The organism is Methylomagnum ishizawai, from assembly GCF_019670005.1.
Taxonomy (GTDB): domain Bacteria; phylum Pseudomonadota; class Gammaproteobacteria; order Methylococcales; family Methylococcaceae; genus Methylomagnum; species Methylomagnum ishizawai.
The window spans coordinates 1,016,164-1,041,664 of the sequence record NZ_AP019783.1 but is presented as its reverse complement, the minus strand read 5'-3'; the positions used below and the strand labels follow the sequence as shown (position 1 = coordinate 1,041,664).

At 52.3% G+C, this 25,501-nt stretch carries 37 protein-coding genes and 2 tRNA genes; 5 read left to right on the top strand and 34 right to left on the bottom strand.

Going from position 1 to position 25,501, the window contains the following annotated elements:
* Positions 1–81 precede the first annotated feature (81 nt).
* The 3 genes from K5658_RS04830 to K5658_RS04820 all read left to right on the top strand — a co-directional run bounded on the left by K5658_RS04830 (position 82) and on the right by K5658_RS04820 (position 4,056).
* Positions 82–321, top strand: coding sequence for a hypothetical protein (locus K5658_RS04830; protein WP_221065840.1), 240 nt, complete (start codon positions 82–84; stop codon positions 319–321).
* Positions 322–424: 103 nt separating this feature from the next.
* On the top strand, positions 425–2,305 hold the full coding sequence (locus K5658_RS04825) for a VWA domain-containing protein (RefSeq protein WP_221065839.1): 1,881 nt from the start codon (positions 425–427) through the stop codon (positions 2,303–2,305).
* Positions 2,299–4,056: a BatD family protein gene (locus K5658_RS04820; protein WP_221065838.1), complete on the top strand. Its 1,758-nt coding sequence runs from the start codon at positions 2,299–2,301 to the stop codon at positions 4,054–4,056. Before K5658_RS04825 ends, K5658_RS04820 begins: the two co-directional genes overlap by 7 nt.
* 308 nt (positions 4,057–4,364) lie before the next feature.
* On the opposite strand, the gene rplQ is transcribed toward K5658_RS04820, so the two are convergent.
* The 34 genes from rplQ to K5658_RS04650 all read right to left on the bottom strand — a co-directional run bounded on the left by rplQ (position 4,365) and on the right by K5658_RS04650 (position 22,503).
* The gene (gene rplQ, locus K5658_RS04815; RefSeq protein ID WP_221065837.1) at positions 4,365–4,730 is read right to left on the bottom strand and encodes a 50S ribosomal protein L17; all 366 of its coding nucleotides are present in this window, start codon (positions 4,728–4,730) and stop codon (positions 4,365–4,367) included.
* Between the two features lie 12 nt (positions 4,731–4,742).
* Entirely contained in the window at positions 4,743–5,738 is a 996-nt protein-coding gene (locus tag K5658_RS04810; protein WP_085215611.1) for a DNA-directed RNA polymerase subunit alpha, read from the bottom strand.
* Positions 5,739–5,752: 14 nt separating this feature from the next.
* Positions 5,753–6,373 carry a 30S ribosomal protein S4 gene (gene rpsD, locus K5658_RS04805; protein WP_085215612.1) on the bottom strand — a complete coding sequence of 207 codons (621 nt, stop codon included), beginning with the start codon at positions 6,371–6,373 and terminating at the stop codon, positions 5,753–5,755.
* 27 nt (positions 6,374–6,400) lie between these two features.
* Positions 6,401–6,787, bottom strand: coding sequence for a 30S ribosomal protein S11 (gene rpsK, locus K5658_RS04800; RefSeq protein ID WP_221065836.1), 387 nt, complete (start codon positions 6,785–6,787; stop codon positions 6,401–6,403).
* A gap of 25 nt (positions 6,788–6,812) precedes the next feature.
* Entirely contained in the window at positions 6,813–7,169 is a 357-nt protein-coding gene (gene rpsM / locus K5658_RS04795) for a 30S ribosomal protein S13 (RefSeq protein WP_221065835.1), read from the bottom strand.
* Positions 7,170–7,198: 29 nt separating this feature from the next.
* Positions 7,199–7,312 carry a 50S ribosomal protein L36 gene (rpmJ, locus tag K5658_RS04790; RefSeq protein WP_085215615.1) on the bottom strand — a complete coding sequence of 38 codons (114 nt, stop codon included), beginning with the start codon at positions 7,310–7,312 and terminating at the stop codon, positions 7,199–7,201.
* 61 nt (positions 7,313–7,373) lie between these two features.
* Positions 7,374–8,702, bottom strand: a complete 1,329-nt coding sequence (gene secY / locus K5658_RS04785) for a preprotein translocase subunit SecY (protein ID WP_221065834.1) — start codon at positions 8,700–8,702, stop codon at positions 7,374–7,376.
* Positions 8,703–9,140, bottom strand: coding sequence for a 50S ribosomal protein L15 (rplO, locus tag K5658_RS04780; RefSeq protein ID WP_221065833.1), 438 nt, complete (start codon positions 9,138–9,140; stop codon positions 8,703–8,705). It lies immediately after the preceding gene.
* Positions 9,140–9,325 (bottom strand): 50S ribosomal protein L30, encoded by a 186-nt coding sequence (gene rpmD / locus K5658_RS04775; protein WP_221065832.1) that lies wholly within the window; start codon positions 9,323–9,325, stop codon positions 9,140–9,142. The genes rplO and rpmD overlap by 1 nt, the downstream gene beginning before the upstream one ends.
* Positions 9,315–9,845 carry a 30S ribosomal protein S5 gene (rpsE, locus tag K5658_RS04770; protein WP_221065831.1) on the bottom strand — a complete coding sequence of 177 codons (531 nt, stop codon included), beginning with the start codon at positions 9,843–9,845 and terminating at the stop codon, positions 9,315–9,317. Before rpsE ends, rpmD begins: the two co-directional genes overlap by 11 nt.
* 8 nt (positions 9,846–9,853) lie before the next feature.
* Positions 9,854–10,207: a 50S ribosomal protein L18 gene (rplR, locus tag K5658_RS04765; RefSeq protein ID WP_221065830.1), complete on the bottom strand. Its 354-nt coding sequence runs from the start codon at positions 10,205–10,207 to the stop codon at positions 9,854–9,856.
* Positions 10,208–10,215: 8 nt separating this feature from the next.
* Positions 10,216–10,749, bottom strand: a complete 534-nt coding sequence (rplF, locus tag K5658_RS04760) for a 50S ribosomal protein L6 (protein WP_221065829.1) — start codon at positions 10,747–10,749, stop codon at positions 10,216–10,218.
* Positions 10,750–10,768: 19 nt separating this feature from the next.
* Positions 10,769–11,164 carry a 30S ribosomal protein S8 gene (rpsH, locus tag K5658_RS04755; protein ID WP_221065828.1) on the bottom strand — a complete coding sequence of 132 codons (396 nt, stop codon included), beginning with the start codon at positions 11,162–11,164 and terminating at the stop codon, positions 10,769–10,771.
* A 57-nt stretch (positions 11,165–11,221) separates the two neighbouring features.
* Positions 11,222–11,527 (bottom strand): 30S ribosomal protein S14, encoded by a 306-nt coding sequence (rpsN, locus tag K5658_RS04750; RefSeq protein WP_221065827.1) that lies wholly within the window; start codon positions 11,525–11,527, stop codon positions 11,222–11,224.
* 11 nt (positions 11,528–11,538) lie between these two features.
* Positions 11,539–12,078, bottom strand: coding sequence for a 50S ribosomal protein L5 (gene rplE, locus K5658_RS04745; protein ID WP_221065826.1), 540 nt, complete (start codon positions 12,076–12,078; stop codon positions 11,539–11,541).
* 17 nt (positions 12,079–12,095) lie between these two features.
* Positions 12,096–12,413 carry a 50S ribosomal protein L24 gene (gene rplX, locus K5658_RS04740; RefSeq protein WP_221065825.1) on the bottom strand — a complete coding sequence of 106 codons (318 nt, stop codon included), beginning with the start codon at positions 12,411–12,413 and terminating at the stop codon, positions 12,096–12,098.
* 15 nt (positions 12,414–12,428) lie between these two features.
* Complete coding sequence (gene rplN, locus K5658_RS04735; protein ID WP_085215626.1) at positions 12,429–12,797, bottom strand: 50S ribosomal protein L14; 369 nt, start codon at positions 12,795–12,797, stop codon at positions 12,429–12,431.
* 54 nt (positions 12,798–12,851) lie between these two features.
* Positions 12,852–13,112, bottom strand: coding sequence for a 30S ribosomal protein S17 (gene rpsQ / locus K5658_RS04730; RefSeq protein WP_221065824.1), 261 nt, complete (start codon positions 13,110–13,112; stop codon positions 12,852–12,854).
* Positions 13,112–13,303, bottom strand: coding sequence for a 50S ribosomal protein L29 (rpmC, locus tag K5658_RS04725; protein ID WP_221065823.1), 192 nt, complete (start codon positions 13,301–13,303; stop codon positions 13,112–13,114). Before rpmC ends, rpsQ begins: the two co-directional genes overlap by 1 nt.
* On the bottom strand, positions 13,303–13,716 hold the full coding sequence (gene rplP / locus K5658_RS04720; protein WP_221065822.1) for a 50S ribosomal protein L16: 414 nt from the start codon (positions 13,714–13,716) through the stop codon (positions 13,303–13,305). The genes rpmC and rplP overlap by 1 nt, the downstream gene beginning before the upstream one ends.
* A 21-nt stretch (positions 13,717–13,737) precedes the next feature.
* Positions 13,738–14,409: a 30S ribosomal protein S3 gene (gene rpsC / locus K5658_RS04715; protein WP_221065821.1), complete on the bottom strand. Its 672-nt coding sequence runs from the start codon at positions 14,407–14,409 to the stop codon at positions 13,738–13,740.
* A gap of 13 nt (positions 14,410–14,422) precedes the next feature.
* Positions 14,423–14,755 (bottom strand): 50S ribosomal protein L22, encoded by a 333-nt coding sequence (rplV, locus tag K5658_RS04710; protein WP_221065820.1) that lies wholly within the window; start codon positions 14,753–14,755, stop codon positions 14,423–14,425.
* 15 nt (positions 14,756–14,770) lie between these two features.
* On the bottom strand, positions 14,771–15,043 hold the full coding sequence (gene rpsS, locus K5658_RS04705; RefSeq protein WP_085215632.1) for a 30S ribosomal protein S19: 273 nt from the start codon (positions 15,041–15,043) through the stop codon (positions 14,771–14,773).
* A gap of 21 nt (positions 15,044–15,064) precedes the next feature.
* Positions 15,065–15,886 (bottom strand): 50S ribosomal protein L2, encoded by an 822-nt coding sequence (rplB, locus tag K5658_RS04700; protein WP_221065819.1) that lies wholly within the window; start codon positions 15,884–15,886, stop codon positions 15,065–15,067.
* A gap of 51 nt (positions 15,887–15,937) precedes the next feature.
* Positions 15,938–16,231, bottom strand: coding sequence for a 50S ribosomal protein L23 (rplW, locus tag K5658_RS04695; RefSeq protein ID WP_221065818.1), 294 nt, complete (start codon positions 16,229–16,231; stop codon positions 15,938–15,940).
* Positions 16,228–16,842 (bottom strand): 50S ribosomal protein L4, encoded by a 615-nt coding sequence (gene rplD / locus K5658_RS04690; RefSeq protein WP_221065817.1) that lies wholly within the window; start codon positions 16,840–16,842, stop codon positions 16,228–16,230. Before rplD ends, rplW begins: the two co-directional genes overlap by 4 nt.
* Positions 16,843–16,855: 13 nt before the next feature.
* Positions 16,856–17,491, bottom strand: a complete 636-nt coding sequence (rplC, locus tag K5658_RS04685; RefSeq protein WP_221065816.1) for a 50S ribosomal protein L3 — start codon at positions 17,489–17,491, stop codon at positions 16,856–16,858.
* A gap of 24 nt (positions 17,492–17,515) precedes the next feature.
* Positions 17,516–17,827, bottom strand: a complete 312-nt coding sequence (rpsJ, locus tag K5658_RS04680; protein WP_085215637.1) for a 30S ribosomal protein S10 — start codon at positions 17,825–17,827, stop codon at positions 17,516–17,518.
* Positions 17,828–17,831: 4 nt separating this feature from the next.
* Positions 17,832–19,022: an elongation factor Tu gene (gene tuf, locus K5658_RS04675; RefSeq protein WP_221065815.1), complete on the bottom strand. Its 1,191-nt coding sequence runs from the start codon at positions 19,020–19,022 to the stop codon at positions 17,832–17,834.
* A 38-nt stretch (positions 19,023–19,060) separates the two neighbouring features.
* Complete coding sequence (gene fusA, locus K5658_RS04670) at positions 19,061–21,160, bottom strand: elongation factor G (RefSeq protein WP_221065814.1); 2,100 nt, start codon at positions 21,158–21,160, stop codon at positions 19,061–19,063.
* 42 nt (positions 21,161–21,202) lie between these two features.
* On the bottom strand, positions 21,203–21,676 hold the full coding sequence (rpsG, locus tag K5658_RS04665) for a 30S ribosomal protein S7 (protein ID WP_221065813.1): 474 nt from the start codon (positions 21,674–21,676) through the stop codon (positions 21,203–21,205).
* A 17-nt stretch (positions 21,677–21,693) separates the two neighbouring features.
* Positions 21,694–22,068: a 30S ribosomal protein S12 gene (rpsL, locus tag K5658_RS04660; RefSeq protein ID WP_085215641.1), complete on the bottom strand. Its 375-nt coding sequence runs from the start codon at positions 22,066–22,068 to the stop codon at positions 21,694–21,696.
* 240 nt (positions 22,069–22,308) lie between these two features.
* Positions 22,309–22,384 (bottom strand) — tRNA-Asn (locus K5658_RS04655).
* A gap of 42 nt (positions 22,385–22,426) precedes the next feature.
* Positions 22,427–22,503: transfer RNA gene (locus tag K5658_RS04650), tRNA-Arg, on the bottom strand.
* Positions 22,504–22,739: 236 nt separating this feature from the next.
* Between K5658_RS04650 and rnd the strand changes: the two genes are divergently transcribed.
* Together rnd and K5658_RS04640 are read left to right on the top strand one after the other, a co-directional pair.
* Complete coding sequence (gene rnd, locus K5658_RS04645) at positions 22,740–23,903, top strand: ribonuclease D (RefSeq protein ID WP_221065812.1); 1,164 nt, start codon at positions 22,740–22,742, stop codon at positions 23,901–23,903.
* Positions 23,896–25,461 (top strand): bifunctional aminoglycoside phosphotransferase/ATP-binding protein, encoded by a 1,566-nt coding sequence (locus tag K5658_RS04640; RefSeq protein WP_221065811.1) that lies wholly within the window; start codon positions 23,896–23,898, stop codon positions 25,459–25,461. Before rnd ends, K5658_RS04640 begins: the two co-directional genes overlap by 8 nt.
* Positions 25,462–25,501: the final 40 nt, after the last annotated feature.

The window sequence follows — 25,501 nt, the reverse complement described above, 5'->3', positions numbered from 1 at the left end:
ATCGCCGCCGCCGCCCCGTCTAAACCTTGTCGGCGTGCCCACCGGCAGCGCGGACCCCGCCATTGCCAGAGGAGATCCCCCATGAAACCAGGCGATATCGTGAATGCCACGTTCAACGGCTGCCATTGCTTTGCCAAAATCATCGATAGCGGCGTCAAGTACGGGGCGGCTTTTTTCGATGTGGAATTGCTTTCCGCATGCGAAATGGATACCGGCACCCTCCCCAAGGGCACCAAAACCTGGGTCTGGCCCGAGATGCTGACCCCCGTCGGCCGAGCGGTCGTCGCCCTGCGGCCCCGCAAGGAAATCCGCCCCTCCTGAACCCCATCCAGCGGGCAGGACGCCCGCCCCGATCTTTCAGGGCTTGAACACCCCGCGCCCACACGCCAAGATAGCGGGCCATGACTCCAAGCCCGTTCCCGCGATGACCGATTTCCATTTCCTGAGACCTGGGTGGCTGCTCGCGCTGCCCGTCCTGGCCGCTTTGCTCTGGACGCTGAGGCGGCGGCAACGGGGTGGCGAGGACTGGCGGTCCTACTGCGACCCCGCCCTGTTGCCCCATATCCTGATCGGAACGCCCGCCCGCCACAGCCGGCACCGGCTGTGGCTGACCGCCCTGACGGGGTTCCTGGCCGTGCTGGCCCTGGCCGGTCCCGTGTGGGAACGCCTGCCCGCGCCGGTGTTCCGCAACCTCTCCGCCCTGGTGTTGGTGCTGGACCTCACCCCGGCCATGAACGCGGCCGACCTCAAGCCCAGCCGTTTGGAACGCGCCCGCTTCAAGATCGAAGATATCCTCCGCGCCCGCAAGGACGGCCAAACCGCCCTGGTGGTCTACGCCGGGGATGCCTTCGCCGTCACCCCGCTCACCGACGATGCGGCCACCATCGCCGCCCAGCTCTCCGCCTTGAGTCCCGGACTCATGCCCGGCCAGGGCGAGCGCATCGATTCGGGGCTGCGCACGGCGGAACGCCTGCTGAAACAAGCCGGACTCAAATCCGGCGACGTGCTGCTCATCACCAGCGGCGAAGGCGCGGCGGAAGCCGGGCAAACCGCGTCCGCGCTGCGCGCCGAAGGCTACCGGGTTTCGGTGCTGGGCGCCGGCACCCCGGACGGCGCCCCCATTCCCCTGCCCGAAGGCGGCTTTCTCAAGGACGCGGCGGGCAATATCCAAGTGCCGAGGCTCGACGCCGCCGCCCTGGCCGGTTTGGCGGAAGCCGGGGGCGGACTGTCCCGCGCCCTGCGGCCCGACTCCGCCGACCTCGACGCCTTGCTCGGCTTTTTCGACCACCGCGCCCAATCCGGCGACCCCACCGGCGAGCAGGTCCATATCGACCAATGGCGCGAAGACGGGGTGTTCCTATTGCCGGTCCTGTTGCCGTTGGCGGCGCTGGCATTCCGGCGCGGCTGGCTGGGAATCTGGCTGCTCTTGGTCCTCGCGCCGGTCCCGGATTCCGCGCAAGCCCTGGAATGGCAAGACCTTTGGCTCACCCCCGACCAACGGGCGCAAAAGGAACTCCAGGCGGGCCAATACGACCAAGCCGCCCAGCATTTCCAAAACCCCGAGTGGAAAGCCGCCGCCGAATACAAAGCCGGCCAATACCCGCAAGCCGCCCAGGCGTTGGAAAAACTTCCCGCCGCCGACAGCCAATACAACCGCGGCAACGCCCTGGCCCAGCAAGGCCAATACCCCGCCGCGATCCAAGCCTACGAACAAGCCTTGAAACTCGACCCCAACAACCAGGATGCCGCCTATAACAAGCAGTTGGTCGAGGAAGCCCTACGCAAGCAACAGCAACAAGACAAGCAGGACAAGCAGGACAAGCAGGACAAGCAGGACAAGCAGGACAAGCAGGACAAAAAAGATCAAAAGGAAAAAGACCCGTCAGGGCAAGGCGGGGAATCCCCCAAAGATCAGGACCAGCAACCCGGCCAAAAGGGGAAGGAACAAAACCCGGAGCAAAGCCAGGAGGCGGATGGCAAGCCCGAAGAATCCGGCCAAAAACCCGAAGACCGGCCCCAAGCCGACGGCAAGGATCAAGCGCCGAGCAAAGGCGACAAACCGGAACCGGCCCAGCCCGGACCCCAGGAACCCCAAGCCGCCCCACCGGAGCAGCAGGAACGCCCCGGCGACGCCGACCCCAAGGCACAGCCCGCCGAATCCCCGGCCAAGGGCGAAATCCAGCAAGCCGAGGAACAATGGCTCCGGCGCATCCCGGACGATCCCGGCGGCTTGCTCAAGCGCAAGTTTTATTACCAATACCGGCAACGCCAACAACAACAGAATTTGGAGCGGGAACCATGGTGAATCCGATGGCTACGGGCAAACGCGCAACCCTGCGGCACTGGCTGTGGCTAGGGCCGCTATTGGCCCTGTACGCGGGGCTTGGCCTGGCCGCCCGGATCGAGGTCAGCCTGGACCGCAACCCGGTCCCGCTGGGGGAGTCCTTCACCCTGATCTTTTCCGCCGACGCCTCTCCCGACGACGACCCCGATTTCAGCGCCCTGGAACAAGACTTCGAGGTGCTGGGCCAATCGCAGAGCAACCAATATTCCCTGAACAACGGCCACGCCAGCCACCGCATCGAATGGCAGGTCAGCGTGATGGCGAAACACGCGGGCAATTTGACGATCCCGCCCATCGCCTTCGGCAAGGACCGCTCCGAACCCTTCTCGGTCACCGTCGCGCCCGGCCCGGCCAAACGCCGGAACAGCGGCGACGGGGAAGTCTTCATGGAAGTCGAGGCCGAACCGAAAAACCCCTACGTGCAAGCCCAGGTCATCTATAGCGTGCGGGTATTGAGCCGGATCGCCTTCGGCGACGCCCGTCTCAGCACCCCCGAAGCGGCGGACACCTTGGTCGAGCGCCTGGGCGACGGGCAAAGCCCCAGCAGCATCGTCACCCGCAACGGCGTCCAATACAAAATGACGGAAATCCGCTATGCCCTGTTCCCGCAAAAAAGCGGCCCCTTGCGGATCGAACCCATGCGGCTGGAAATGCAGGTGGCGGGCGGGAGCCGCTCCATGTTCAATGCCTTCCTCAATCCACAGACCCGGACCCAGCGCATCGCTTCGGAAGCGCTCACCCTCGAAGTCCGCCCCGTACCCGCGGAGTTCAAAGGCAGGCATTGGCTGCCCGCCGGGCATTTGGAGCTGGAAGATTCGTGGGCCAAAAATCCCCCCAAAACCATGGCGGGAGACCCCTTGACCCGTACCCTCACACTCAAAGCGCAAGGCGCGACGGTCGGGCTCCTACCCGAGATCAGCGCCACCGCCACCGCTTTGCCGGACGCGATCAAACAGTATCCCGACCAGCCCATCCAGAACGAGGAGAAATCCATTTCCGGCCTGATCGGTATACGCCAAGAAAAAACCGCGATGATGGCTTCCAAACCCGGCACCTATACCATCCCGGCCCTGGAAATCCCCTGGTGGAATACCCTGGAGAACCGGATGGAAACCGCCCGGATACCGGAACGAACCTTGACGGTACAAGCCGCGGCAACGCGGCAAATCCCGGAAACACCCGCCCCAACAGGGGAAGCGTCCAAGCCATCCAGGACCACTGAACCCCCAAACGCTGCCCTACCCGCCACGGTTTCCCAAACAAGCGGGCCATGGTTCTGGCTGGTGTTTCTGTTTGGTTTTGGCTGGATAAGCACGGGCCTAGCTTGGTGGTTGAGCAAGCGTTCCAACCGTAAGCCGTCCATACCGGTCAATTCGGATGGTGGGATTCCAACCCATAAGCTTGTATTAGCGATAGAACATGCCTGCAAAACCAACGACGCGGTAGCGGCGCGCAAAGCGCTCTCGGATTGGGTCAATAACCATCGTCCTCGCTCGGAACCACAACACTACGGAAGCCGTTTAGCCAAGGAGATCAAATTATTAGATCAATGCCTTTATGGTCGCGGGCAATCGGCATGGGAAGGGCAAGGACTATGGCAAAGTTTCCGCGACCATATCGAAAGCATGGCAAGGGATGTCCCTCGCAAACCAACACTGGAACCGCTGTACCTTAGTCCATCAAGTATCCAGCACAAAGAGCCTCAACATTGATGGGGCGCACCATCCGATCCGATACGGTTGAAAACTTAAAAACGCGGAGCAATGGCGCGGACATGAAACCAGAATAGAAAAGGCTCATTCTGAGTCATGCTTAGACGATCGAGCATAGTAGACTGACTATGCCGGAATAGAAAGAGATAATCGGTTGGGTATGCCTTAATCTGAAGGAGATTTCAGCATTGATGTGAGATGACAAGGCGGACAATGGTGGTAAGGACGGTTTGCATACTGGAAAAGCTTTACACAAGCTTTACTTACAACGTCCTTCCACCATCAAAACAGGCAAGAAAACAGGACTATTACATATCCGGCCTATCCAATAGCTCGACATAAGCCATTGGAGCGGAATCTCCTCTTCTAAGGCCACATTTTAAAATCCTTAAATACCCACCAGCCCTATCCTTAAAACGTGGTCCTAGTTCGTCAAACAGCTTCACTACTGCCTCCCTATCCCTAAGGCGGGAAAAAGCTATACGGCGTGCCGCTAGGGTATTCGTCTTGGATAGGGTAATCAACGGCTCAGCGTACCTGCGCAACTCTTTTGCTTTAGGCAAGGTAGTGCTAATTACTTCATGATGTATCAAAGAAGCCGTCAAATTCCTAAATAAAGCGACCCGATGACCGCTTTTAATATTAAATTTTTTACCAACGTTACCGTGACGCATATTGTTATACCTTTATCCTTCTTGCTGCTCTCTTTTAAGGCTTTCTGGGGGCCAATTCTCAAGCCGCATCCCTAAGGAGAGACCTTTGGTAGCTAATACATCTTTAATCTCTGTAAGAGATTTTTTTCCAAGATTAGGGGTTTTCAACAAATCAACCTCGGTTCTTTGTATCAAATCCCCAATATAAAAGATATTTTCGGCTTTTAAACAATTGGCCGAACGAACAGTTAGCTCAAGATCATCAACAGGCCTTAATAACATTGGATCGAACTGAGGCCTTTCGTCTGAAGAACCCGGCGTATCCTCTCCCTTAAAAAAGATAAATACAGACAGATGTTCGTTCAATATAGAAGCTGCTTGACGAACGGCTTCTTCTGGATCAAGGGTGCCATTCGTTTCAATCTCAAGAATCAGCTTATCCAAGTCGGTACGTTGTTCAACCCGAGCGCTTTCCACCAAATAGGAAACCCGCTTAATCGGACTAAACGATGCATCGACGTATAGCACACCGACTACGGCATCAGTTTGGGTAAGATTTCTTACACTAACTGGCTGGTAGCCTCTTCCTTTTTCAACTTTTAAAGTCGCACTCAACTTTCCAGAATGCGTTAGGTTGGCGATTACCATATCTGGATTCACCACTTCAGCATCATGGGTTAATTGAATATCCGCAGCAGTAACCGGACCAGCACCGCTCTTATTGATTTTAAGCGTAGCTTCGTTACCCTCATGTATACGGATAGCTAAATTCTTCAAATTTAGCAAAATATCAATGATATCTTCGCGTACCCCATCAATGGTCGTATATTCATGCTCTACACCATCAATAGAGACTTCAGTCACCGCGCAACCAGGTATAGAAGACAACAGTACCCGCCTTAAAGCGTTTCCAAGGGTATGCCCGAATCCGCGCTCTAAAGGCTCGATGACTATCCTAGCACTGTTTTTATCTATCTGATTTACGTCGACTAAACGAGGCTTAATCAAGTTAGCAAAATGGCTTTGCATTGAATTCCGCTAATTTATTTAGAGTACAACTCTACTACCAATTGCTCGTTAATATCAGACCCTAAGTCATTACGCTCGGGCACTGATTTAAACAACCCTTGCATTTTTTTGGCGTCCACTTCCAACCAAACAGGAAACCCATATTGCTCAGCAACGCCCAAAGCATCCTTTATTCTAAGCTGCGATTGAGATTTCTCTCGTACGCTAACTATATCCCCAGCCTGAACTTGATAAGATGGTATGTTAAGAACACTACCATTTACCTTGATGGCTTTGTGACTGACTAATTGACGGGCCTCGGACCTTGTAGCAGCGAACCCCATCCTATATACAACATTATCCAGACGGGATTCCAACATGTTCAAAAGATTCTGGCCGGTTGAACCTTTCTTTTGAGCCGCTGCCTTATAATAATTACGGAACTGTCGCTCTAAAACACCGTAGATTCTTCTTAACTTCTGCTTCTCACGGAGCTGAGTCGCATAATCAGACATCCGGGTCCGCTTTTGGCCGTGCTGCCCCGGTTGCTGATCTATTTTACATTTTGAATCTATCGATTTGCCTCTCGCTTTGAGAAACAAATCGGTGCCTTCTCTTCTGCTTAACTTGCACTTTGGACCTAAATATCTAGCCATAACCAAAAAACCCTTAAATCTTTAACATTAAACTCGGCGACGCTTAGGTGGACGACATCCATTATGTGGAATTGGCGTATCGTCAAGTATGTTAACAATTTTAAAGCCGAGATTATTCAAAGATCTAACTGCTGACTCCCGACCTGGGCCAGGACCTTTAATCTTGACATCTAAATTTTTTACACCAAATTCTTTAACTATATTACCAACTTTCTCTGCTGCGACTTGAGCAGCAAATGGTGTGCTTTTACGCGAACCCCGAAATCCAGAAGCACCTGCCGTTGCCCACGCCAACGTGTTACCTTTTCGATCAGTAATAGTAATAATTGTATTATTAAAGGAAGCGCTGATATGAACTATTCCATCAGATATATCGCGCTTTATTTTTTTTACTGGACGGCTAGAAGCTGCCATATCCGAACCTCTTATGAACTAAATTTTACTTGCGAATTGGACGACGCGGGCCTTTTCTTGTGCGAGCATTGGTACGAGTTCTTTGTCCATTTACTGGCAACCCCCTCCTATGACGCAATCCACGGTAGCAGCCTAAATCCATCAATCTTTTGATACTCATAGCCGTTTCGCGGCGCAAATCACCTTCAACAGTGAACTTAGCAACTTGCTCACGAATGCGTTCTATATCTGCTTCTTCTAAAGTTTTTACTTTAATCGAAGGATCCAATCCTAAACTTTCACAAATAAGCGATGCTCTTGTTTTCCCTATACCATAAATTGCAGTAAGAGAGATGCCCAAATGCTTATGATCTGGAATATTTACTCCAGCTATACGAGCCATCTATATAACCTCCAAAAACTAAAACGAAATTAACCTTGCCTTTGTTTGTGCCTGGCATCTTTGCAAATTATACGCACAATGCCTTTTCGCTTCAGTACCTTGCAGTTCCGGCAAATTCTTTTTACAGACGCACGAACCTTCATACTTATTCCTCATTTAAAAATAATGATACCACGTAAATCCATTTGAACGCTCTAGTCAGCTTTAGTCAGCTTTTGCCATATTTGTTTTTTTCAAAAGCCCTTCGTACTGATGAGATATTATATAGGTTTGAATTTGGGACATAAAATCCATAACCACAACAACAATAATCAGTAACGAGGTTCCTCCAAAATAAAAAGGCACATTCCAATACAATATCAAAAATTCAGGCAATAAACATACCGAAGTAATATACATTGCGCCAACCAAAGTCAATCTGGTCATAACACTATCTATATAGTTCGCGGTATGCTGTCCAGGCCTGACCCCAGGTATAAATGCACCAGACTTTTTTAGATTCTCAGCCGTCTCGTTCGAATTGAAAACCAGAGCCGCATAGAAAAAGCAGAAAAAAACTATAGCCGTTGCGTAGAAAAACACATATAGCGGTTGACCAGGAGAAAGAGTAGCCGCTATATCCTGAAGCCAAACCAAGCTTTCGTTATTTCCAAACCATCCTGCCAAAGTCGCAGGAAATAATATTATACTGGAAGCGAATATCGGAGGAATAACACCTGACATATTAAGCTTAAGAGGCAGGAAGCTTTTGTGAGCAGCATACATCCTACGACCATCCTGCCTTTTGGCATAATTGATAGTAATCCGACGCTGACCTCGCTCTACGAACACTACTAGCGTTGTTACCGCTAGCGCGATAGAAAACAATACGATGATACTAAAAGGGCTAAGCTCACCTGTCCTAGCTAACTCTAATGTACCTCCTATTGCCGTAGGCAATCCCGCAACAATACCAGAAAAGATAATTATGGATATGCCGTTTCCTATTCCTCTCTCAGTAACTTGCTCACCTAACCACATTAAAAAAATAGTACCGCATACTAAAGAAGTAGCGGTAACAAACACGAACTGGGCACCCGGATGGATCACTACCGGGAATCCAGCTGCGGATTGGTTTTGCAAAGCAAAGGCTATTCCTATAGACTGAAACGTGGCTAAAAACACAGTTCCATAACGGGTATATTGATTTAACTTTTTTCTCCCAGATTCCCCTTCTTTTTTAATTTGCTCCAACTTTGGCACTACACCCGTCATTAACTGCACAATAATTGATGCAGAAATATAAGGCATAATTCCGAGAGCAAAAATACTTAGCCTTTTTAAAGCTCCCCCAGAGAACATATTCACCATATCAAGGATGGAACTTCCTTGATTAGCAAACATCGCAGCCAAGGCTCTTGGATCTATACCGGGTATCGGGATATGAGAGCCCACACGATATACGATAAGAGCACCCAACACAAACAAAAGCCTTTGCCTCAGTTCGGTAAGCCTCCCGAAGCGATTAGATAAGGAGGAGCTGATATTACTCACTTAAACCTCAACTTTTCCACCAGCTGCTTCAATTTTTACTTTAGCGCCCTTAGTCACACGGACTTCACTAGCCACCGTAATCTGGGCGTCAATATTTCCAGAATCTATAATACTTATCACTTTAACTTGGAAAGGAACCAAGTTAGCTTGTTTAAGCGCCGCAATAGTTATCGTTTGCCCAGCAAATTTAGCTAATTCCGCTATCGTAACCTCTGCGCGCAACGCTTTTTTATGCGTATTGAACCCAATCTTAGGCAGGCGGCGTTGCAAGGGCATCTGTCCACCTTCAAAACCCACTTTGTGGAACCCGCCTGCCCTTGCTTTTTGTCCTTTATGTCCTTTGCCGCACGTTTTCCCAAGAGTGCATCCAATGCCTCTGCCAAGACGTCGTGAGTGCTTTTTACTTCCTTCTGCTGGTTTAAGATTATTTAAGCGCATCAAACTTCCTCTACTTTCAGCATATAAGCGATCTTATTTATCATACCTAAATTGGCCGATGTAGCCAAGACGCGGACGACTTGATGCATTCTACGAATTCCAAGTCCTTTCAAGCAAGCTTTATGAGATTGAAGCCTACCAATGTCGCTTCTAATCTGTTTTACCACAAGGATTTTATCGTTCATTCGGCTTGCCCTCAGCATATATCCTTTCCACGCTCTTACCCCTTTTCGCGGCAATTGCTTTAGGATCTTTAATATCCGTCAGCCCTTTAATTGTGGCACGCACAACATTTATAGGGTTATTAGTACCAATACATTTAGCAAGCACGTTATGAATCCCTACCACCTCAAACACCGCTCTCATCGCACCTCCCGCGATGATACCGGTACCTTGTGATGCTGGTTGCATAAAAACTTTAGCCGCACCAGTACACGCAGTGGTTGCATAATGCAAAGTATCACCATCCAAGCTAACCTTGCGCATATTCTTACGCGCCTGTTCCATGGATTTCTGTATCGCCACAGGGACTTCCCTAGCCTTGCACAGGCCATATCCAACGCGTCCGTTGCCATCACCGACCACTGTAAGCGCAGTAAAGCCGAACTGACGACCACCTTTTACAACTTTAGCAACACGCCGGACAGCTACCAGCTTTTCCTGAAGCCCTTCAATTGCGTTGCTTTGAATGTTGATATTTGCCATAACCGCTCCTAAAAGACTAATCCCGCTTCACGAGCGGCATCAGCCAAGGCCTTAACTCGACCATGATATTTAAACCCAGAACGATCAAATGCTACAATCGTTATACCCGTAGAAAGCGCACGCTCTGCAATACTTTTCCCAATGAGCTTAGCCGCTTCAATGTTCCCAGTATTCCTAATATCTGATTTTAAAGAAGATTCAAGAGTCGATGAACTCGCCAAAACCACTGAACCATCCGCGCTCGTTATTTGAGCATATATATGCCGGGGAGTGCGATGAACTGATAATCTATTAACCCCTAAATTTCTAATAATTTGTCGGGACTTGTTCGCACGTTTTAACCTTGCTGCTTTTTTATCCATAACCAAGCCTACTTCTTTTTAGCCTCTTTCTTTATAATCTGCTCATCCGAGTATCTAACTCCCTTACCTTTATAAGGCTCTGGTGGTCTATAAGATCGGATGTTTGCGGCGACTTGCCCTACCTTTTGCTTATCGCAACCTTTGATTACAATTTCAGTTTGCGTAGGGGTTTCTACCGTTATATCGTTTGGGACAGGGAACTCAACCGGATGAGAGTATCCTAAACTTAAACTAACAATATCACCTTTTGCTTGCGCCCTGTATCCAACGCCCACCATGCTAAGCTTCCGCTCATATCCAGAGCTAACTCCAGACACCATGTTAGCTATATTAGCTCGGGTTGTCCCGGCTAAAACATTTTGAGCCTTATTTATCCGGTCGTAAGATATAGTAATCTGCCCATCCGATATTGCTACCGTTACGATAGGGCTGAGTTCCATAGATAAAACACCCTTACCGCCCTTCACAGTAATTTGGTTATTTTCCAATACGGCTTCTACCCCTTTCGGGATGGGGATAGGATTTTTTGCTATTCTGGACATTTACAAATCCCTAGATAAGTTATGACACTATACAGATCACTTCGCCGCCATGGCCCTGTTTTTTAGCATCGGTACCAGTCATCAAGCCCTTAGATGTTGAAATCACAGCTACACCCAATCCTCCCAAAACATTTGGCAAGTGCGATTTTGTTTTATATACCCTACATCCAGGCTTACTAACCCTTTGAATATTCTCAATGACAGGCAGCCCCTTGTAATATTTGAGCCTTATTGTTAGTTCGCTTTTCCCTAAGCTTTCTTCAACATTAAAAGATTCTATATATCCTTCATTTTCCAAAACACCACAGAGCGCGACTTTGAGATTAGATGAATGCATCTTAACTTCCGCCTTGCTCGCTGCTTGGCCGTTACGAATCCTCGTAATCATATCTGACAACGGATCAGTCATGCCCATTATTATATGCCCTATTTTATACTTAGCAACTTATATATAAACTATGTTTAAGATATGCTACCAACTCGCTTTTGTAACTCCTGGCACATCCCCTCTCATAACAGCCTCACGCAGTTTGTTCCTTGCCAAACCGAACTTTCTATAATATCCATGAGGACGACCAGTCAAATTACAACGGTTACGCACTCTCGAAGATGAAGAATCACGAGGTAGCTTCTGAAGCTTTAGTTCAGCCTGATTCTTTTCATCTTCGCTTGCAGTAAGACTGCTAATTATAAGCTTTAACTCTTCCCGCTTATTTTTATATTTTTCAATCAACTGTAAACGCTTACTTTCGCGTGCAATCATAGACTTTTTTGCCACTTTAGATCACCTTATGTACGGAATGGAAACTTAAAATGCTCAAGCAATGCACGAGCCTCTTGATCAGAAGAAGCGCTAGTTGTAATAGTTATATCTAATCCTCTAACCGTATCTACCTTATCGTAATCAATTTCTGGAAAAATGATCTGTTCACGTACACCCATACTATAATTGCCGCGCCCATCGAAAGATTTCGAGCTTAATCCTCTAAAATCTCTAATTCTTGGAATCGCAACAGTGATCAGTCGATCCAGAAATTCATACATTTTTTCACGACGCAAAGTAACTTTACATCCAATGGGCATCCCCTCCCTGATTTTAAAGCCCGCAATCGATTTTCTTGCCAAAGTTATAACCGGCTTTTGGCCGGAAATTTTTTGCAGATCATCAATAGCACTTTGAAGTACTTTTTTATCAGCTACCGCCTCCCCCACCCCCATATTCAAAGTTATCTTTTCGAGTTTAGGAACCTGCATAATAGACTGGTAATTAAACTGCTTACCTAACTCAGCAACAATCTGCTTTTTATATATTTCACTCAATCTAGCCATAACCTTATTTCCTTGTATCAAACATCTACGGTTTCATTGGTAGATTTAAAGTATCTAACTTTTCTACCATCAGCCAATAACCGAAAACCAATTTTATCTGCCTTATGAGTGCTGGGATTATATAAAGCTATGTTTGAGATGTGTATAGGCATGGTTTTTTCAACAATCCCACCATTAATCCCCTTCATTGGTGCGGGTTTCTGATGCTTACGCACCATATTTACCCCTTCAACCAATGCATAGCCATCAACCGGAAGAGAAAGTACATTTCCACGTTTTCCTTTATCTTTTCCAGTTAAAACTACAACTTGATCGCCTTTACGAATTTTTTGCATTTTACCATCCCCGTGCTAGATTACTTCCGGTGCCAAAGAAATAATCTTCATAAACTTTTCTGAGCGCAACTCTCGTGTAACCGGACCAAAAATCCGGGTACCTATCGGTTGATGCTGGTTGTTCAGTATAACAGCAGCATTACCATCAAATCGGATCACTGATCCGTCACCACGACGAACGCCTTTGCGGGTTCTAACCACTACGGCATTATATACTTCGCCTTTTTTCACGCGACCCCTAGGTATCGCTTCTTTAACACTGACTTTTATAATATCACCGACATTGGCATATCTGCGATGCGACCCCCCTAAAACCTTGATGCACATTACTTTGCGAGCACCACTGTTATCTGCCACATCAAGGCAGCTTTGCATTTGGATCATTTAAACCACCTTAAATCAAAATTGCTGAATTTAAAAAACTTCTTTTTTGTTCACTCAGCTATCACGTCCTTCAATCTTGACGAGCTTCCATACCTTTCTTTTTGAAATAGGACGGCATGACACAACGAGAACCTTATCACCTTCACGAGATTCGTTTTTTTCGTCATGCGCCAAAAGGGTGCTAGACTTCCGAATATATTTTTTATAAGTTGGATGAGGAACTAGTCTTTCAATTTGCACACAAATGGTTTTATCCATTTTCACACTAACTACTGTGCCAAGCAGCGTACTCGACGTTTTTTGCTCGCTATTCATTACGCACCTTCTCTTTGTCCTAACATGGTATAGATTCTAGCGATATCACGTCTTACGAGTTTAATGCGATCAGGCTTGCTAATCTGACCGGTTGCTTTTTGCATTTTAAGATTGAACTGCTCTTTACGAAGGTCAAGTAGTAAACCGTTAAGATCAGCAATTGATTTCTCTTTTAATTCGTTCGCTTTCATCACATTACCGTCCTGACAGAAAACACGGTTTTGACAGGCAATTTAGCAGCCGCTAGGCTAAAGGCTTCCCTAGCCAGTTCCTCATTCACCCCTTGCAATTCGTACAACATGGTCCCTGGCTTAACCTCGGCTACCCAGTATTCAACGCTGCCTTTACCACTCCCCATGCGGACTTCCAAAGGTTTTTTAGAAATCGGTTTATCGGGAAATATTCGAATCCATATTTTTCCGCCACGCTTGACGTGCCTGGTGATTGCTCGGCGGGCCGCTTCAACTTGTCTGGCGGTCAGACGGCCCCGCTCAATCGACTTTAAGCCAAACTCGCCAAAACTCACTCGATTGCCTTTTTGGGCTAGACCGCAATTACGTCCTTTATGCTGTTTGCGGAACTTCGTTCTTTTTGGTTGCAACATGCTTACTGAACTCTTATCTTATTAAGATTCCGAAACGAGAGCTAATTTCCCTTCGTTGGAAGGATGGGAAAAGACTTCGCCTTTGAAAATCCAAACCTTCACACCTATCACACCATAAGTGGTCTTAGCTTCGGCGAAACCATAATCAATATCGGCCCGGAAAGTATGGAGTGGGACTCTGCCTTCCCGATACCATTCGCTCCGGGCGATCTCCGCCCCATTCAAACGCCCGCTTACATTGATCTTTATTCCTTCAGCCCCCAAGCGCAAAGTATTAGTAACGGCTCTTTTCATAGCCCGCCTAAACATTATGCGCTTTTCTAATTGCTGGGCCACACCTTCGGCGACCAGTTGTGCATCCAATTCGGGCTTTCTTATTTCTTCGACGCTGACCTGAACCGGAATACCCATCATCGCGGATATCTCTTTCCTTAAGATATCGATATCTTCACCTTTCTTCCCAATGACTAATCCAGGACGCGCGGTATGGATTGTGATATGGGCATTATTGGCCGGACGATTGATTTGGATTCTGCTTACCGACGCATGCCCCAAGCGTTTTTTCAAAAACTCCCTAACTTTAATATCCTTATGCAAGTAATTCGCATAATCTTTACTGTTGGCATACCAACGTGAAGTCCAATCTTTAATATAGCCGAGCCTGATGCCCGTGGGATGAACTTTCTGTCCCATATTTAACCCCTAATCAATGCTCGGAAACTTGAATCGTGATATGACAAGTGCGCTTCGTAATTCGGTTAGCCCGCCCTTTCGCGCGTGGCGACATCCTTTTTAAACTTGGGCCTTCACTAACCTCAATCGAGCTAATCCGCAGTTCATCAATGTCGGCACCATCATTATGCTCCGCATTGGCGATAGCGGACTCCAAGATTTTCTTGACTATCTTTGCGGATTTTTTAGGGCTAAACGCCAGCAAGTTAATGGCTTTATCTACTTTCAAACCCCTAACCTGATCGGCTACCAACCGGCATTTTTGGGCTGATACCCTAGCATGGCTTAACTTAGCAATAGTACCCATAACTCCTTCCCTTAATTACTTGGACTTTTTATCGGCTTGATGGCCTTTATAAGTCCGCGTTGGGGCGAACTCTCCCAGCTTATGACCAACCATATTATCGGTAACGAGTACAGGCACATGCTGGCGACCGTTATGTACCGCCAATGTAATTCCGATCATTTCTGGTATAATCATCGACCGCCGAGACCAGGTTTTTACTGGCTTCTTGGAGCCTCCTTGACCAATCTCCAATACTTTTTTAAGCAGGTGGTGATCGACAAAGGGTCCTTTTTTAATCGAGCGTGGCACGATTCTTACCTCTACAATTTTTTATTTCCGACCCCGAACAATCATTTTGTCGGTTCGTTTGTTGTTGCGCGTCTTATAACCTTTAGTAGGTACGCCCCACGGCGATACCGGATGCCTCCCCCCAGAAGTACGGCCTTCGCCACCACCATGGGGATGATCCACTGGGTTCATCGCTACACCGCGAACGGTAGGACGAATACCACGCCAACGCGATGCGCCCGCCTTGCCCAGCGAAGCTAGGTTATGCTCATTATTGGAGACTTCACCAATGACGGCCTTGCAGTCGATCAGGATTTTGCGCATCTCGCCAGAGCGCAACCTGATCGTCGCATAAGCACCATCCTTAGCGACTAATTGCACGGAAGCCCCTCCGGCGCGTGCGATCTGAGCTCCTTTGCCGGGCTTAAGTTCGACGCAATGAATTACGGAACCTACCGGCATATTCCGCACAGGCAGCGAATTACCTACCTTGATAGGTGCAAACTCGGACGATATGATTTCTTGTCCAACAAGCAAGCCTTTAGGCGCAATCATATACCTACGCTCGCCATCGCTGTAGACAACCAAAGCGATATGGGCGGTCCGATTAGGGTCATATTCAATTCTTTCCACTTTGCCCGGAATGTCGAGTTTATCCCGTTTAAAGTCGATCAACCGGTAAAACTGTTTATGCCCACCCCCTTTATGACGGGTGGTCACATGCCCTTGATTATTTCTTCCCGAGCTTCTAGTCTTTTTTTCCAACAACGGAGCATGGGGACGCCCCTTATATAATCCATCGGTTTTCACCCGGACTACGAATCGCGACCCCGCCGATGTCGGCTTAGATTTTACAAGCGCCATTTGAAAATCCTATCTCAATGCTAATTATACTAACTGCTTAAAGCTAGCTTCTCATGCCGCCGAAAAATCTATCTCGGACCCCGGCTTAAGTTTCACATAAGCTTTCTTCCAGTCTGAACGGGTACCGAGAAAACGCCCAAAGCGTTTCACTTTCCCTTGCACGTTTAATACATTTACCGATTCGACTTGGACTTTGAATAGGAACTCCACCGCACGCTTGACCTGATTTTTCGTCGCGGTCTTCTTCACCCGAAATACCACTTGTCGATTTTTTTCACCCGCCAAGGTGGTTTTTTCCGAAATGATCGGCGCATCCAGAATGCTCATCAAATCTGTCTGCTTCATGATAATCCAGCCTCGATTTTTTTAGCCGCTTCGGCAGTGATAACAACTTTTTCGCTGTGAACCAAAGCTACCGGACTAAGCGAATTCACATCGCAGATACCGATATGAGGGATATTCCTAGCTGCCAAATACAAGTTATTATCGATGCTATCGGCGATTAATAATCCTTTATCAAAGCCTAGACCTTTCAACTTATCCAACAAGGACTTGGTCTTTGGTTCGGATGGGCTAATATCGGTAGCCACCACCAACCGCCCTTGCCGCAGTAATTCAGAGAATATCGAGCGCATCGCCGCACGATACATTTTCTTATTCAGTTTCTGCGAAAAATCACGGTTTCTAGCAGCGAAAGTCACACCGCCCGTGCGCCACAAAGGGCTCCGGCTTGTACCCGCCCTAGCACGACCACTGCCTTTTTGCCGCCATGGTTTAGCACCGCCACCGCTGACATCGGAACGGGTTTTCTGGCCTTTGGTGCCCGAACGCCCGCCCGCCATATAAGCGACCACAAGCTGATGGACCAAGGCTTCGTTATATTGAACGCCAAAAACGGCATCCGAAACCGCCAAAGCGGATTCAGAATTGCTTGCCGATGGAATCTGAAGAGTCATTTAAAAGATCCCCTTATTTTTTCACGGCGGGCTTGATAACCACATCTCCGCCTTTCGGGCCAGGAATTGCGCCTTTTATCAACAGCAAAGATTTTTCGGGATTAATCGCGCAAATCTTAAGACTCTGAACCGTCACATTTTCATGTCCCATGTGGCCGGCCATTTTCTTGCCTTTGAAAACACGGCCTGGGGTTTGGTTTTGACCGATGGAACCCGGCGCACGGTGCGAAAGCGAGTTGCCGTGGGTGGCATCCTGGGTCCTGAAATTATGGCGTTTCACCACGCCGGCGAACCCTTTACCAATACTGACACCGCGCACATCGACGAACTGGCCTTCTTGGAAAAGATCGACGCCGAACTCCTGGCCTACGCTATAAGGCTCGGCATCGCCATCCAATCTGAACTCCCACAAACCCCGGCCCGCTTCCACACTGGCTTTGGCATAATGGCCCGCCATGGGTTTGGAAAGGCGCGAGCGCTTCTTACTACCGGTGGTTATTTGTATCGCACGATATCCATCCGTGTCTTCGTTTTTGACCTGGACTACACGATTGGGCTCCACATGCACCACCGAAACAGGAACCGCAGCCCCATCTTCGGTATAGATGCGGGTCATGCCACATTTCCGTCCAATCAACCCTAGCGTCATTGATGACTCCTGGAATACGCTTTTTTAATTCAACTTAATCTGGACATCGACGCCAGCAGCCAAATCTAGCTTCATTAGCGCGTCCACCGTTTTATCGGTGGGTTCGATGATGTCCATAAGACGCTTGTGGGTCCGAAGCTCGTATTGATCGCGCGCGTCCTTATTGACATGCGGTGAGATCAGAACCGTATAACGCTCTATCTTGGTCGGCAACGGAATCGGACCCAAAACTTGGGCACCGGTCCGCTTGGCGGTTTCCACGATTTCATTGGCTGACTGATCAATCAAGCGGTGGTCGAATGCTTTCAACCGGATGCGGATTCTTTGCTTCTGCACGGAATTACTCCAAGACCTTGGAAACGACACCCGCGCCGACGGTCCTGCCGCCCTCGCGCACCGCGAAGCGCAGACCCTCTTCCATGGCGATGGGCGCGATCAGCTTGACGGTGATCTTGACGTTGTCGCCCGGCATCACCATCTCCACGCCCGACGGCAGTTCGACCGAGCCGGTCACGTCGGTGGTGCGGAAGTAGAACTGTGGCCGGTAGCCGTTGAAGAACGGCGTGTGGCGCCCGCCCTCGTCCTTCGACAGCACGTAGATCTCGGCCTCGAAATGGGTATGCGGGGTGATGGTGCCGGGGGCCGCCAACACCTGGCCGCGCTCGACATCCTCGCGCTTGGTGCCGCGCAGCAGCACGCCCACGTTGTCGCCCGCCACGCCTTCGTCCAGCAGCTTGCGGAACATCTCCACGCCGGTGCAGGTGGTCTTGGTAGTGTTGCGGATGCCGACGATCTCGACTTCGTTGCCGACCTTGACGATACCGCGCTCGACACGCCCGGTCACCACGGTGCCGCGACCGGAGATGGAGAACACGTCCTCGATGGGCATCAGGAACGGCTTCTCGATGTCGCGCTTCGGCTCGGGGATGTAGCTGTCGAGGGCGTCCACCAGCTTGATGATGGCGGGCACGCCGATGTCGCTCTGGTCGCCTTCCAGCGCCTTCAGCGCGGAGCCGATCACGATGGGGGTGTCGTCGCCAGGGAAATCGTACTTGGACAGCAGTTCGCGCAGTTCCATCTCGACCAGTTCGACCAACTCGGCGTCGTCGACCATGTCGGCCTTGTTCAGGAACACCACGATGTAGGGCACGCCGACCTGGCGGGCCAACAGGATGTGTTCGCGGGTCTGCGGCATGGGGCCGTCGGCGGCGGAGCAGACCAGGATCGCGCCGTCCATCTGCGCCGCGCCGGTGATCATGTTCTTCACGTAGTCGGCGTGGCCGGGGCAGTCCACATGGGCATAGTGGCGGCTGGGGGATTCGTATTCGACGTGCGCGGTGGCGATGGTGATGCCGCGGGCGCGTTCCTCGGGGGCCGCGTCGATCTGGTCATAGGCCTTGAACACCCCACCGAAGCGCTCGGCACCGATCTTGGTGAGCGCCGCCGTCAGGGTCGTCTTACCATGGTCCACATGGCCGATCGTTCCCACATTCACATGCGGCTTGGTACGTGTAAATTTCTCTTTGGACACGGCTGAATACCTCTTAACTTCAATTTTTTCTCGAGTTCTTAACCTACAGACGCTCTTTTTATAACGGCTTCCGCGATATTTGGTGGAGCTTCCTGATATTTCTTAAATTCCATGGAATAGGTGGCGCGCCCCTGGCTCAAGGAACGCAAAGTCGTGGAGTAACCGAACATTTCCGCCAGAGGAACTTCGGCTTTCAGCACTTTCACACCCGCATTGTCGTCCATACCCAATATTATCCCGCGCCGCCGGTTCAAATCACCGACGACATCCCCCATGTAATCCTCGGGGGTTTCAACTTCGACACTCATCATAGGCTCTAGCAAGACCGGATTGGCTTTGCGAGCGCCTTCCTTGAAACACATCGATCCTGCGATTTTGAATGCCATTTCATTGGAATCCACATCGTGATACGAGCCATCGAATAAAGTGACCTTTACATCCACGACGGGGAAGCCAGCCAATATACCATTTTTCAATTGCTCTTGCACACCTTTATCCACGGCCGGGATATATTCCCTCGGTACCACACCGCCTACGATGCCGTTCACAAACTCGTAGCCCCCCGATTCCAAAGGCTCGATGCGCAACCACACATGGCCGTACTGGCCACGTCCGCCGGTCTGCCGGATGTATTTGCCTTCCTGCTCGACTTGCTTGCGGATGGTTTCGCGGTACGCCACCTGGGGAGCGCCGACATTGGCATCCACCTTGAACTCCCGCTTCATACGATCCACGATGATTTCAAGGTGCAATTCGCCCATGCCTGAAATAATCGTCTGGCCCGACTCCTCGTCGGTGCGCACCCGGAACGAAGGGTCTTCCTGGACGAGGCGTTGCAGAGCCAAGCCCATCTTTTCCTGGTCGCTCTTGGTCTTGGGTTCGACGGCGACCGAAATCACCGGCTCGGGGAATTCCATGCGCTCCAGCACCACGGGCTTGTCGAGGGCAGATAACGTGGTACCCGTAACGATATCCTTGAGACCGACACAACACGCAATATCGCCCGCCCGGATTTCCTTGATATCCACACGGTCGTTGGCATGCATCCGCAATAAACGCCCGATGCGTTCCTTATTGCCGGTCTGGGAATTGATGACACTATCACCGGAATTCAGCACGCCCGAATAGACGCGGACGAAGGTCAAGGAACCGACGAAGGGGTCGGTCATGATCTTGAAAGCCAGGGCGGAGAAAGGTTCGTCGTCGCTGGAGTGGCGCTCGATGGGATTGCCCTTATTGGCGTCCACACCCTTGATCGCGGGGATATCGACCGGAGAAGGCAGGAAATCGATGACGGCGTCCAGCATGGCCTGCACGCCCTTGTTCTTGAAAGCCGAACCGCAGAGCATCGGCACGATTTCCAAGGCGATGGTGCGCTTGCGTAATGCGGCTTTGATGTCTTCCTCGCCCAGTTCGCCGCCTTCGAGATACTTCTCCATGAGTTCTTCGGAGGATTCGGCGGCGGCCTCGACCATTTTTTCGCGCCATTCGGCGGCGAGTTCGGCGAGTTCGGCTGGGATATCGGAATAGGTGAAGGTCGCGCCGTTATCGGCTTCGCTCCAGATGATCGATTTCATCTTGATCAAATCGACCACACCCTTGAAGCCCTCTTCGGCTCCTATGGGGATTTGGATCGGAACGGGATTGGCGCGGAGGCGCTCCCGCATTTGGTGGTAAACCTTGAAGAAATCCGCGCCGGAACGGTCCATCTTGTTCACGAACGCGATGCGCGGAACCCCATATTTGGTGGCCTGCCGCCATACCGTTTCCGATTGGGGCTGCACCCCCCCCACCGCGCAATACAACATGCAAGCCCCATCGAGCACACGCATGGAGCGCTCCACCTCGATGGTGAAATCGACGTGGCCGGGGGTATCGATGATATTGATCTGGTGTTCGGGGTAGTTCAACCCCATGCCACGCCAATGGGTCGTGGTGGCGGCGGAGGTGATGGTGATGCCGCGTTCCTGCTCCTGCTCCATCCAGTCCATGGTCGCGGCGCCATCATGGACTTCGCCGATCTTGTGATTGATGCCGGTGTAGAACAGAACCCGCTCGGTGGTCGTGGTCTTGCCGGCATCGATATGTGCGGATATCCCAATATTGCGATATCGTTCGATGGGAGTTGTACGTGCCACTGCCGGGTCCTCGATTGGATTGCTTGCCTACACCGGCTTACATCACCAGCGATAATGGGAAAATGCCTTATTGGCTTCGGCCATTCTATGCGTATCTTCACGCTTCTTGACCGCCGAGCCCCGGTTTTCGTGAGCGTCCAGCAGTTCGCCGGCCAGTTTGGCGACCATGCCTTTTTCACTGCGCTTGCGGGCGGAATCGATCAACCAGCGCATCGCCAAAGCCACGCGGCGGGAAGGACGCACTTCGACTGGCACCTGATAGGTGGCACCACCGACGCGGCGGGATTTCACTTCCACCAAGGGTTGGACGTTGTCCAAGGCCCTTTGCAGGACGTCAAGCGAGGAAGCTTGGCTGTTCTTGGCCTGGATTTGATCGAGAGCGCCATAGACGACCTGCTCGGCCACCGACTTCTTGCCGCTCACCATCAGCATGTTCACGAACCTAGCGAGGGTTTCGCTGCCGAAACGCGGGTCGGGAATCAATTCTCTTTTCTGGGAAACTCTTCTTCTTGACATGACTTATCCAGCCTTAATTAACTTTTCGGTCTCTTCGCGCCGTACTTGGAACGGCCTTGGCGACGCTTCTGCACACCGGCGGTATCGAGGCTGCCGCGCACAACGTGGTAACGCACGCCAGGCAAGTCCTTGACACGACCGCCGCGGATCAAGACCACGGAGTGTTCTTGCAGGTTGTGGCCTTCGCCACCGATATAGCTACTGACTTCGGCACCGTTGGTCAGCCGCACGCGGGCCACTTTCCTCAACGCCGAATTGGGCTTTTTCGGAGTCGTCGTATAGACACGAGTACAAACCCCACGCCGCTGCGGGCAACCCTCAAGCGCAGGCACGTTGCTTTTCTCTTTCTTGCGTACTCGCGGCTTACGAACCAACTGATTAATCGTGGTCATTTCCAAAAAACTCCGATATTGCTCAACCCCTGGAATCCCAACCCAGCCAAGCGGCGGCTTTATTCTTTCACGTTTCGCCGCAAAAGCCCCACCTGGACCCGCTGGTAAAGCGGGCAAATTTAAGCGAAGGACGCTTGGCTGTCAATAGAGGGCCGTCACATCGACCGGCCTAAAACGGCGCGGCAAGATCACGGCTTACGAAAAGAAAAAAGGCTTGCGTTTTCGCAAGCCTTTTCGATTTGGCTCCCCCGGACGGGCTCGAACCGCCGACCCGGTGATTAACAGTCACCTGCTCTACCGACTGAGCTACAGGGGATTGGTATCTGGATTTCCCACAGTATCCGCTTTGGGGAAAAAGTGGCGCGCCCGGAGAGATTCGAACTCCCGACCACCTAGTTCGTAGCCAGGTACTCTATCCAACTGAGCTACGGGCGCGCTGTGGAAGCAAGAATTATCTATGGATAGCCTAGCCGTGTCAACCATTCGGCAAAAATTTTCATATCCCGCCGATCGAGCTTCCCTTCCCTATCCGCTCCGCTATTTGTGTTCGCCGTATTTGAACCTACGGGCGTCCAGGGCACCGGCGCATAAGCCAATCCGTCTAAGCAATGCGCTCCCAGGCCTTGGCCCTATAATAGCCCGCAAGATTCAAAGCCCAGCGATCCACACCTATGAATGCCCAGCCCCACACCGTTTTCATCGACTCCACCGCCCATCTGCGGGAATTCTGCGCCGCCCTGCAAGATGCCGACTGGCTGGCCGTGGATACCGAATTCCTGCGCGAAAAGACCTATTACCCCAAATTCTGCCTATTGCAGATCGCCTGCGGCCCGCAGGTGGCCTGCATCGATCCCCTGGCCATCGACGACTTGGAACCGCTCGCCGCCCTCTTGTTCGACCCCGCCATCACCAAGGTCTTCCACGCCGGACGGCAGGACTTGGAAATCTTCTACCAGATATGGAACAAACTACCCGCCCCCATTTTCGACACCCAAATCGCCGCGCCCCTGGTCGGCCTGGCCGAGCAAATCAGCTACGCGGGGTTGGTGGCCGAAATCCTCGGCGTTTCCTTGGGCAAGAGCCACACCCGCACCGATTGGTCCTTGCGGCCCTTGTCGGAAGCGCAGTTGCGCTACGCGGCGGACGATGTGATTTATCTGGGCGCGGCCTATCAAGCGCTGCGGGGAAAACTGGAAGCCCTGGGACGGCTGGATTGGTTGGAAGACGATTTCACGGCGCTGCTGAACCCGGAACTCTACGAAAGTCCGCCCGAGTTGGCCTGGCAACGCATCGGCGGGGTGCAGACCCTGAAAAGCCGCCAACTTTCCGCGTTGCGGGCCTTGGCGGCTTGGCGCGAAACCACCGCCCGCGAACAGGATATTCCCCGTAACTGGGTGGTCCGCGACGAGGCGCTGCTCGACCTGGCCCGGCTCTCGCCCACCACGCCGGAAGAACTCAAGCGCATCCGGGGCCTGGAGGAACGCACCCTCAAGCGCTACGGCAACACCCTGTGCAAAACCATCCTGGCCGGACGCGACCAGCCCCCGCCCCCACTGGAATGGAAAGCCCGTTCCGCCCGCCGCCCGCCCGAACAGGAAGCCTTGCTGGACCTGCTGAGCGCGGTGGTCCGGCTACGCGCCGCGCAGCACACGCTGAATCCCGCCATCCTGGCGGGCCGCAAGGATTTGGAGCAACTCCTGGACGAGCCCCAGGATTCCCGGCTGCTGAAGGGCTGGCGCAAAACCATGGCCGGGGAGGAATTGGCCGCCCTGCTCCACGGGGAATGCCACATCAGCGTCAGCGACGGCCTGCTCCACATCCAGCACTATGCCTGAACCGCCCCGCCCGCCCTGGCTCGGAGGCTTGCTGAGGCCCGCGGCCTACGGCCATCCCAGCGGCCCGGTCCAACTCGCCGAAACCCATATTTCCTGGGTACTGCTGGCCGGGGAGTTCGCCTACAAGATCAAGAAGCCGGTCGATTTCGGCTTCCTCGATTTCTCCACCCTGGAACGGCGGCAAGCCGCCTGCCAAGCCGAATTGCGGCTGAACCGCCGCCACGCCCCCGATCTTTATCTCGCCGTCGTGCCCATCGTCGGCGATCCCCGGCAACCGCGTATGGACGGCCCCGGCATCCCCATCGAATATGCCGTGAAAATGCGCCGCTTCGACGCCGATGCGCTGTTCGGGACGATGGCGGAAACCGGAAATCTGCTCCCCCAACACATCGACGCCCTGGCCGCCCACCTCGCCGCTTTCCACGACGGCATAGCCCAGGCCAGCGCCAGCGACGGCCACGGGCTTCCCGAGCAACAACACCGCGCCGCCGAATTCAACTTCACCCAGTTGCGCCCGTTATTGGGCTCGCCCGCCGACAGCGCCGATCTCGACATTCTGCGTACTTGGACCGAAGCCGAATATATCCGGCTGGAACCCCGGCTCGCCCAACGCAAGCGCGACGGTTTCATCCGCGAATGCCATGGCGATTTGCACCTCGGCAATATCGCCCTGATCGACGGACGCCCGACCCTGTTCGACGCCATCGAATTCAGCGAGGCACTGCGCTGGATCGACACCCTGGACGAACTGGCCTTCGTGGTCATGGATTTGGAAGCGCGGGGCTGTCCCGCCCTGGCCTATCGGTTGCTCAACCAAACTCTGGAAATCACCGGCGATTATGCCGGGATGGCGCTGTTCGATTATTACCGGCTGTATCGGGCGCTGGTCCGCGCCAAGATCGCCGCGCTGTCGTGGCAGCCAACCGGCGACCCGGCACAACGCGCCGCGCTCCACGCCCGCTGCCGCCGCTATCTGGACTACGGATTGCGGCTGATCCAACCCAAGCCACCCAGGCTTTACATCACCCACGGCCTTTCCGGCAGCGGCAAATCCCAGCTCGCCGCCCGGCTGGCCGAAACCCTGCCCGCCATCCGCCTGCGCTCCGATGTGGAACGCAAACGGCTGGCGGGCCTATCCGCCACGGCCCGTAGCGATGGGGCGCTGGGCGCGGGACTCTATGGTCCCGATATGACGGCGCGGACCTACGGGCGGCTGGCGGAATTGGGCGGAATTTTGCTGGAGGCCGGGTATCCGGTGGTGATGGACGCGACCTTCCTCCAACGCGAACACCGGGAAGCCCAGCGCCAACTGGCCGAGCGCCACAGTGCCCGGTTCCTGATCCTCGATTGCCAAGCGCCGCCGGAAACCTTGCGCGCCCGTGTCCGCGCCCGCCATCTGGCCGGGACCGACGCCTCGGAAGCCGACCTCGCCGTATTGGACCGGCAAACGGCGCGACGGGAACCCCTGGGCGGGGACGAGCGCGGGCACGCGCTCGTGGTGGATATGGGCGGGAAGGTGTCGGTGGAGACCTGGGCCTCGGCGATTGCCGCCGGGTGAGCGGACGGGCGGGGGAACACGCCCTTGGGGCGGGCCGATT